Source organism: Clostridium sp. AF28-12 (assembly GCF_003435225.1).
Lineage (GTDB): Bacteria > Bacillota > Clostridia > Lachnospirales > Lachnospiraceae > Pilosibacter > Pilosibacter fragilis.
The window spans coordinates 1-7,934 of the sequence record NZ_QWGJ01000020.1 but is presented as its reverse complement, the minus strand read 5'-3'; the positions used below and the strand labels follow the sequence as shown (position 1 = coordinate 7,934).

Genomic DNA, 7,934 nt, shown 5'->3' with positions numbered 1-7,934 from the left:
AGAAAATCCCTTTGTGATTTTCCTCTCCGCTTGCTTGTTGAGGGCAGCGCCCCCAAGCCCCTTTGAACACAGAATTTCATTCTGTGGCTGCGCGTTCTGCGAACGCTTTTGACCAGGACCAGCTTACCGCTGGCCGTGGTCTTTTTCTTTTTCAACATCCTGTTCTACCTCCATTTTCAGGACCCGATCCACATTGGCCTTTGCCGTTAAAAGCTCCCGCATTTCTTCACGGGAACGCCGGTACTCGGCATAGGTCTTTTTCTTTTCTTCCAGCAATTTCGCGTACTCCGTCTGCAACTCTTTGACCTTGGGCAGCTTCTTGACGCCCATCTCATCAAAGGCATTCTTAGCAGCCTGGTGGAGCAGAATTTCTTCCTCATGTTCTTCCCGGAATTTCTTAGAGTAACCCGCCTTGCGGTATGCCACATAGGTCTCGCGGGTCTTGGCATAATTTACGATGTGAGTACGCAGAACAGCGATCTCTGCCATGCGCTTTTCAGCCGCTTTGATCTGCGCCGAAAGATCATTGTGATGTGCCGTGGCAGCCGCAGCCTTTTCTTCCAAAACCGCATACTCCAGCAGATTGTTCTCTGACAGGTAATTCATGGTCTGCGCCATTTGTTTCAGATTAAAAACTTTAGCCCATCGAGCATAGCCAGCACCTTTTCCAGCCTGCAATTTTGCCTGAATGTCCACCAGCAGATTGATCTTCGGCGGCTCTGCCTGTGTGACTGTTTTCTTTCGCGGGGTATGTGCTTTCTTCCCTAAGAGAACTGCCCGCAAATCTTCCAATCCATATCCTTCGCCCAGACTGTCCATGCGGGCGGCTTTCTCCCAACCAGAGAGTTTAAGTCGATACGATTTTCCGCGCTTTGAGACTTCACAACCATACTCTTGCAACAGCTTCAGCAGTTCTTCAAAGTCAGCAGGATTTTGTGATAATGCGTTGTCAATCGCCACACGCAGCAGCTCTCGGTGAGAGGGCTTTGCCTGATCGCCCAGCCATTTGTTATAGCTCTTTCCGTGAGATTTCGGATTCTCTACAATGGACAGTCCATTCTCAATACAGATGGTGTCACTTAGCCGGCGAATCGCCTTGGTGCTGCCCCAAAAGTTGCGGAATTTTCGGTCACAATCTGCATTGACCGCCGACCAGATGATGTGATTATGAACGTGCGATTTGTCTATGTGAGTGCAGACCACAAAGGCGTGATTGCCCTTGGTGAACCGCTTGGCAAATTCCACGCCCAGACGGTTGGCTTCTTCCGGCGTGATTTCACCGGGTTTGAATGACTGGCGCACATGGTAAGCGATCACATCGTCCGCCCCGCGCACCCGCCCGGTGGCGGCGATATACTGCCGCTTCGCCAGCAGAAACTCTGCATCGGCGGTCCGGCTGTCACAGCCATAGCCGGTAATTAGTTTTCCGTTGTCAGTCTTTTGCGGATTTGCCACATAATCAATAATATCGCTGATTGCTCGGCTCTCAGTGCGCCCCTTTCCGATATGCAAGGGCATGATGCGTGTGGTTGCCATAGAAGGGCCTCCTTTCTAAAAAAGAAACGGCCTGCATGGTGCAGACCGCTTTTGCTATTCTATAAAATCGTCTTCGATGTCCTCTAACCGCTTCGGAGGAAACCTCATCTCGTATTGTTCTTTTGCCAGTGCACGAACTTCCGGGCGCTTATCTTTCATTCGGTTTTTCAGCCAGGAAATCTGCTCCTTTGATAACCGCCAAGGGAGATTCAGTAAGCGGTTTACCGTCATTTGCTCCGCTTGTTTCTCCGGCGATAAAGAAGCACAGGATTTACAGATGTGCGCCGCATGACCTTTGCCGGAAAATTTTTCGTTAGCCTTATATTCTCCGCAGACTTTACAATAATGTCCATGCTTCTTCATAGGCTCGATTCCTTTTCACAGAGCGCATATAAACTGCGAACCGCCCTCATGATGATGTTCCACTCCAGATCTGCCGCATAGGAAAACTTCCTGCGGTAAGATTCCCAAAGTTTCTGCATCACAGGACTGCTTTCCACTTCATTCAAAACATCCACAGCTTCTGCAAGATGCCGTTCGGTTCCGCGTTTTTTGGCAGTTGCCAACAGTGCATCATAGAGCGTCTGCCGGTTCAATGTGTTCCCGTGGAGCTGATCCAGAATATAAATGTCATAGAAATCTCTCATGCGGGTGTTGGTGGTGGTTCTGGTGATGATTGTTTCCAGCTTTTCAGCCAGAACGGTTTCCAGATTGTATGCCCAAATGTCAATGGAGCGATCTTCCAGCATCAGCTTGAAAGAGTAGCGTACCTCCCTGGGGGTAATGGCATCCCCTGTGGAAATGTCAATCTTCAAAGGTGTCACCACACCGTCAAAGGTTGTAGTCATGCTGACCCGAATCCCAGGATACTCCGCTTCATCCATAATCTCTGAAATGCTTTTCAGCTGAAATTTGACGCCATCATCAATCGGCACACTCACAATAGCAGAAATCAGGTTCTCGATCTCCTCTACATTAACATTGGCTCCTTTTACAGTAGCGTCCAAGTCCATCGTGGAACGGGCATCCAGTCCAACCATTGCCGCTACCAGCATCCCGCCTTTCAGAATAAATTTATCACGATATTCAGAAAGAGAAATACGCTCCAGAAAACGCTCCATCATATAGTTTCGCATTAAAAGCTGTGCATCCGCAGATTTTTCTCTGGAAAGATTGCGAATCAAATCTTTTAGCTGCCTTGCTGTCTTTATCATAAAAGCACCTCCAAGTACTGCCGTAAAATTTTTTCAACCCGGAACATACCGGCATACCGCATCAAAGTCCGCAGATCCTTGTCCTTTCTTCTGGCATACATCTTCAGCGCACCTTGAAAAGTCTGTATTTCCATGCTGCTTCGGCTGCGGAGCAGATCGCAGATGGTGCGCTCCATATCATAGACAGGAACCGTATGCCCAAAAGGTGTTTGGCCAGTTGTCAGCCCTACCTCATATAGTTCTGGTTTGATGGTGTAAACAGAAAGGCCCTCTGCCTTTAAGCGAGTGGTGCTGTACCCTCTGCGCACCGTGATAGCGTATGGAGATGGTTCCCGGTCTGTCAAGTCATGGAAAAATAGCGCTGATTCATGGGAAAATACTGCCTGACCACATCGCAGATGTAACAGAAACATCGCATCAATCCAGGTGTCCTCGGAGACATAAATTCCGTGAGCAACCTGCTGAAGATTTTTCTCTTTGACATATTCATAAAAAATGGGTTTTACAATTCCGCTGGCGATTACCTGTGCGGTTTGCAGCATCCCATCATGCTCGGTCAGAAGTCTGTCTAATTGCTCAAACCGTTCTGATTTGGTCACATCCATCACTTCCTTTCGTGCTACTATTATACACGGATGTAGCACAGAAGTAAATATAGCAATTTAACAGACACTGTCTGGCATTTTTGTGACCGCGCATTTTATCCATAAACCAAATCTTGAATGGCAAACTTCAAGTCCTGCACCTTGCCCAGCAGCCAGATGGCAGCCATTGGCAGACCATAGGGACTAATAAGGAATGCCATCACCAGCAGGATAATGCCGTTTTGCAGGGAACAGGTCAGCAGAATCGCCACACCCAGCAGGGCGATCACCATGCTGATAAGCCCCAGCACCAGACCGGAGACATAGACGATCCCCACACAAATCCAAACGAACAGGGTCAGCGCCAGAATCACCGGAACCATCACGATCTTCAACAGCAGTTTCAACAAAAATACCAATGCCCTCATTGTTATGCCTCCTATTACAATAAATTAGGACAGGAAAGTCGGGCAGCCAGTCCGGCTTTCTTTCCATCTCATGCCTAAGCTACAATAAGGGGAGCAACTGGCTGACCAATGCCTCCTTGGGCTTTTATGTCCGCACGAAAGACTGTCAGTCATCCCCTTATTGCAGCGTTCGATTTGAGCAGGTTGAGCCTTGGAGTTCGCGTCACTCAATAGATTGAATCGGCAATGAGAAAAAGATGGATTCCGGTTGCGATTCACAGATTGGAGGAATGCAAGTGAACTCTGTTGGCATTGACATTTCCAAAGGCAGAAGCACGATTGCCGTTATGCGTCCCTTTGGAGAGGTCGTCATCTCGCCCTTTGAGGTCCGGCACACCGACAGTGAACTGAGCGAACTGGCAAGGCAGCTCAAAAGCCTGAACGGTGAGACACGCGTGGTCATGGAGGCCACAGGAAATTACCATGCGCCGGTGGCAAAGCTGCTTCACGACGCAGGGCTGTATGTTTCCGTCATCAATGCAAAACTGGTGCATGGCTACGGGAACAACGATTTAAGGCGGGTCAAGACAGACCGAAAGGATGCCGTAAAACTGGCAAACTACGGCCTTGACCGCTGGCTCACTTTGCCGAGATATGTTCCAGAGGAAGATACCAGGCTGCTGCTGAAGAACTGCTACCGCCAGTACCGGCAGTATTCCAAGGTGCAGACGGTTTTGAAGAACAACCTGATCTCGTTGCTGGATATGGTGTTTCCAAACGTCAACCGCCTGTTTTCAAGCCCAATCCGCGGGGATGGGAGTGAAAAGTGGGTGGATTTTGTGGCTGAATTCTGGCATTGCCGCTGCGTCAGTGAGAAATCCCAAAAGGCATTCACAAACAAATACCAACGTTGGTGCAGAAAGCACGGCTACAACTTCAGTGAAGCAAAGGCGCATACCATTCACGCCGAGGCCTGCGGACACATTGACGTCATACCAAAATCTGAAACGACCAAGCTGCTCGTGGAACAGGCGGTTGCGCAGCTCAGAGCAACCTCTGCCGCGCTTGCTGCGCTCAAACACGAAATGCAAGCATTGGCTTCCATGCTGCCGGAATATCCCGTTGTCATGGACATGTTCGGCGTAGGCCCGACTCTCGGCCCGCAACTCATGGCTGAAATTGGGGATGTGCGCCGCTTTTATTCCAAGAAAGCGCTCGTGGCCTACGCTGGACTGGATGCTCCACCAAATGATTCCGGTGATGTGACCGGCAGACACAAGAGCATGAGCAAAGTTGGCGCGTCGTCTCTGCGGCGAACGCTGTTCCTTGTCATGAGTGTCTATTTGCAGAACGCTCCTCTGGATGAATCGGTCTACCAGTTCATGGACAAGAAACGCGCCGAGGGTAAGCCCTACCGCGTCTACATGATGGCCTCTGCCAACAAGTTTCTGCGGATCTACTACGCCACTGTAAAAGCCTATCTGGAGTCGCTGGAACACACCGCCTGATCTCACCATAAAGCATTGGCTGGCCGCCATTTCGTTTCTGAGATGCGAAGCGGCTTGGTTTGGCGCGGCCTTTTTGCATACCGCATTACCTTGAAATTTCTACTTGACTTTTCTTAGCAGGTCTCTCAAAATCACAGTTCCTGTTCCTGATTCCATTATCCCTGTCTTACAGCCAAAAGGCAAGGATACGGGTAAAAAGAAAAAGCGGAGGAAGGCGCGGCGAAGAAACGCCGTTCCTCCCTCCGCAGATGGGGTATTTGTCCCGGTTACGAAAGTTTGGAGAGTTGTGTCAGTATCTCTTTAACTCCGTCCCATAACTGTTCCTGCCGCTGGGATATATCCTCCAAGTCAGCATCATAAACCCGCCCAGTCTCATGCACTTTGCGGGTCAGCTGATTCAAGTTGCTGCTGCTTCGGCGCATCAGGGAGACCAACTCCTTCAGCTCCGGCAGTTCCAGCTTGATCACATAACCATCCAGCGCCATTTTCCGCAGATAAGCGCTCAAATTCTCTGTCCCGTATTGCTGCATCTTTTGATGGATCAGTTCCAGTTCTTCTGCGGACACCCAAAACAAAACCGGAACATCCCGCTTGCGCTTTGCCATGGTTATCGCTCCGGCTCCCGTTTTTTCGGGGCGGCAGGCTTGCGGGCAGGCGGTTCCTGCTTGAGCTTTTGCAGGACAGAACTTTTCTGCTGTTCTTGAGCGACTTTTCGGAACTGTCTGGTGAACAGGTCGGTCAAACCGGGATTGACCCCATCCACAACCAGATAGGCACAGTGGCGGGAAGCATCGCTGTCCTCCGGCATGGGAATGGTTTTTGCCCAGGCTTTATTGTCCTGAGAGATACGCCCGTCATGGTTCTTGTGCTGGATGGTGTTTGCAAGAATGAATTGTACCCGTTCCGCCCCGAACTTTTCCAGCACATCTTTGACCGCCACCTCCGTATCCAGCCGGTTCTCTGCATAGTGGGCGCTGATGGTCTGCTCAATGGCTTCTTTGCAGGCGCTGTTCGCCTGATACGAACGGTTATATTGTGCCATCTCTCCATGCTCGGACGCATAGGCGGCAGAATGGGGGTAGAGCGGGGCAGTTCGTAATTCTTCCTGCGCCTTGCACACATCATCGGCACGGTTTTCAATGCTGTCCCGGATCACATCCATGTAGCCGGTCTCCAGCTTTTCAAAATAACGGTACACATCAGCCAGCGGCGAGGGGGAATCCAAAAGCGCCTGGGCCTGGGCATCGGTCAACTCCAATTCCTCCATTGCCATCACGATGTCCTCGCGGATGGTGTACTCATAGGCATGGTTTAAGACTTCTTCCGGGGGCTGGCTTTTCAGCCAGTCCCGGAACTTGTCCTGTTCGGTAGCCATCTTTTCATAAAGAGCCGTATTCAAATCGTTTGTACTCATGTTATCGCACCTCCTCATGCTGTTTTGGTTTCTTGTCTGTACTGCGGGGCGTCACCGGGCGCTTCAGGCTGTCCAGCACCGAAGTCCGTGTGCTTTTAGCAACAACAGCCCCGGCGTGTGCCTGTCCCTTTCCGTCGATGTTCAGCAAAGTATCCAGCTCCACCAGACGGGCATTTTTGCTTCGCAGTTCTTCTTCATAAAGGAACGGCTTTCCTACTTCCTCCTTGGCTGCGGCCTGCTGCTGGTAAAGGTTCTCCAGCTGATTTTTGACCGCTTCCAAACGCTGGGGCATCTGCGCCAGTGCGTTGTCGATACGGGTAAGATTTCCGCGCGGGTCTGTACCAAGGGTTGCCCGGTGGGTCATCTGTCCTTTCAGCAGGAGCGTATACTCCTGTTTCCAAGCGGAAAATTCCACGGATATGGCATAGCCCCGGTAGCTGCCGATCTGCACCGGATCGGAGGTTTTGACCTCCTTGCAGGCATCCAAAAGGGCTGCGCCGGCGTTCTCCTTATCGGTCAGCAGATCGCCGCGGATTTCCATACCAGCAAAACCGTCCTCCGGGTGCGGGTGCGCTGCCAAAACCTCCAGATCGGATTCAAATCCCTTGATAAAACCTTTGTGCTTTTCAATCTCCTCCGGGAAGTATTTGAGCAACTGGTCCTCCAGACGATATTGCTTGCTCTGGTGGTCGGCTTTCATTAGCTTCAGGCGGGATACCTCCACATCCAAATCCATACGCTCCTTGATGCGGGGATCTCCGGCGCACAGGGCTTTGATCTCGGCAAAGGAAAGCGCCGTTTCGTCCACATCATCGCAGGAACGCACCGGCGATTTAGAAGTCATGATCTGACTGATGAATTTTTGCTTATTCTCCACCGTCTGCCAGAGGTATGCGTCAAAGGTTCCTTCGGTCACATAGCGGTACACATGGACAAGGGGATTCTGGTTGCCCTGTCGCTCAATACGGCCCTTGCGCTGGGCAAGGTCAGTCGGTCATTTTTTGCGGACAGTTCATACATGCTATCCTTTTCTGTTCTCTGCTCCTGCGTTTGCTCTCGTTTGATTTCTCCCTCCGTATCTTCTTGGCACAAGCAGGACAATACCTTGATGCACCAGAGCCCGGGACATATTCAACGCCGCACACCGTACAATTTTTAGCGGGCATTGCTGCCCACCGTTTTGTAGGTATGATATGTAATTCATCGACAAAGCCGATGAATTTATAGTAAAATTTCATCGGCTCTGCGTCTTAAGCGTCTGGCTCTTTGAT

The 7,934-nt window shown here is 50.6% G+C and carries 8 protein-coding genes and 2 pseudogenes; 1 reads left to right on the top strand and 9 read right to left on the bottom strand.

Going from position 1 to position 7,934, the window contains the following annotated elements; genetic code table 11:
• Positions 1-123: 123 nt before the first annotated feature.
• From DWY93_RS14225 to DWY93_RS14205, 5 genes are all read right to left on the bottom strand, one after another.
• A complete protein-coding gene (locus DWY93_RS14225; protein ID WP_117472514.1) occupies positions 124-1,536 on the bottom strand; it encodes a relaxase/mobilization nuclease domain-containing protein in 1,413 nt (470 codons plus the stop codon).
• 54 nt (positions 1,537-1,590) lie between these two features.
• A complete protein-coding gene (locus tag DWY93_RS14220; RefSeq protein ID WP_015528507.1) occupies positions 1,591-1,899 on the bottom strand; it encodes a hypothetical protein in 309 nt (102 codons plus the stop codon).
• On the bottom strand, positions 1,896-2,750 hold the full coding sequence (locus tag DWY93_RS14215) for a nucleotidyl transferase AbiEii/AbiGii toxin family protein (protein WP_117472512.1): 855 nt from the start codon (positions 2,748-2,750) through the stop codon (positions 1,896-1,898). The genes DWY93_RS14220 and DWY93_RS14215 overlap by 4 nt, the downstream gene beginning before the upstream one ends.
• The gene (locus DWY93_RS14210) at positions 2,747-3,355 is read right to left on the bottom strand and encodes a type IV toxin-antitoxin system AbiEi family antitoxin domain-containing protein (RefSeq protein WP_002576209.1); all 609 of its coding nucleotides are present in this window, start codon (positions 3,353-3,355) and stop codon (positions 2,747-2,749) included. Before DWY93_RS14210 ends, DWY93_RS14215 begins: the two co-directional genes overlap by 4 nt.
• A 95-nt stretch (positions 3,356-3,450) precedes the next feature.
• The gene (locus DWY93_RS14205) at positions 3,451-3,762 is read right to left on the bottom strand and encodes a CD1845 family protein (protein ID WP_117472510.1); all 312 of its coding nucleotides are present in this window, start codon (positions 3,760-3,762) and stop codon (positions 3,451-3,453) included.
• 275 nt (positions 3,763-4,037) lie between these two features.
• Between DWY93_RS14205 and DWY93_RS14200 the strand changes: the two genes are divergently transcribed.
• Positions 4,038-5,249, top strand: a complete 1,212-nt coding sequence (locus DWY93_RS14200) for an IS110 family transposase (RefSeq protein WP_117472508.1) — start codon at positions 4,038-4,040, stop codon at positions 5,247-5,249.
• A 266-nt stretch (positions 5,250-5,515) separates the two neighbouring features.
• On the opposite strand, the gene mobC is transcribed toward DWY93_RS14200, so the two are convergent.
• The 4 genes and pseudogenes from mobC to DWY93_RS14180 form a co-directional block, all read right to left on the bottom strand.
• Positions 5,516-5,854 carry a plasmid mobilization relaxosome protein MobC gene (mobC, locus tag DWY93_RS14195; protein WP_117472506.1) on the bottom strand — a complete coding sequence of 113 codons (339 nt, stop codon included), beginning with the start codon at positions 5,852-5,854 and terminating at the stop codon, positions 5,516-5,518.
• Positions 5,855-5,856: 2 nt separating this feature from the next.
• Positions 5,857-6,663 (bottom strand): DUF3849 domain-containing protein, encoded by an 807-nt coding sequence (locus DWY93_RS14190; protein WP_117472504.1) that lies wholly within the window; start codon positions 6,661-6,663, stop codon positions 5,857-5,859.
• Between the two features lies 1 nt (position 6,664).
• A pseudogene (locus tag DWY93_RS14185) lies at positions 6,665-7,651 on the bottom strand (helicase SNF2); the annotation flags it as partial.
• Positions 7,650-7,901: pseudogene (locus tag DWY93_RS14180) on the bottom strand (recombinase); the annotation flags it as partial. The pseudogenes DWY93_RS14180 and DWY93_RS14185, both read right to left, overlap by 2 nt.
• Between the last annotated feature and the right edge of the window lie 33 nt (positions 7,902-7,934).